Source organism: Neisseria maigaei, assembly GCF_958267405.1.
GTDB classification, from domain to species: domain Bacteria; phylum Pseudomonadota; class Gammaproteobacteria; order Burkholderiales; family Neisseriaceae; genus Neisseria; species Neisseria bergeri.
In genome coordinates this window covers 1-368 of sequence record NZ_CATQFT010000061.1, presented here as the reverse complement: position 1 = coordinate 368, position 368 = coordinate 1, and the positions used below count along the sequence as shown (strand labels likewise).

At 55.2% G+C, this 368-nt stretch carries 1 protein-coding gene; it reads left to right on the top strand.

All coding sequences use genetic code 11. From position 1 onward, the window contains the following. The coding region (locus tag Q3O06_RS10705; RefSeq protein WP_301818851.1) for a glycosyltransferase family 25 protein at window positions 1–368 on the top strand (368 nt) is incomplete at both ends.

Sequence of the window (368 nt, the reverse complement as noted above, 5' to 3'; positions counted from 1 at the left end):
GCTTCCGCCGCAGAACGCAGGGCGCACATTGCCGAAACCTTCGGCAGTCGCGGCATCCCGTTTCAGTTTTTCGACGCACTGATGCCGTCTGAAAGGCTGGAACAGGCGATGGCGGAACTCGTCCCCGGCTTGTCGGCTCACCCCTATTTGAGCAGTGTGGAAAAAGCCTGCTTTATGAGCCACGCCGTATTGTGGAAACAGGCACTGGACGAAAGCTTACCGTATATCGCTGTATTTGAAGACGACGTTTTACTCGGCGAAGGCGCGGAGCAGTTCCTTGCCGAAGACGCTTGGCTAAAAGAACGCTTTGATCCCGATTCCGCCTTTATCGTCCGCTTGGAAACGATGTTTATGCACGTCCTGACCTC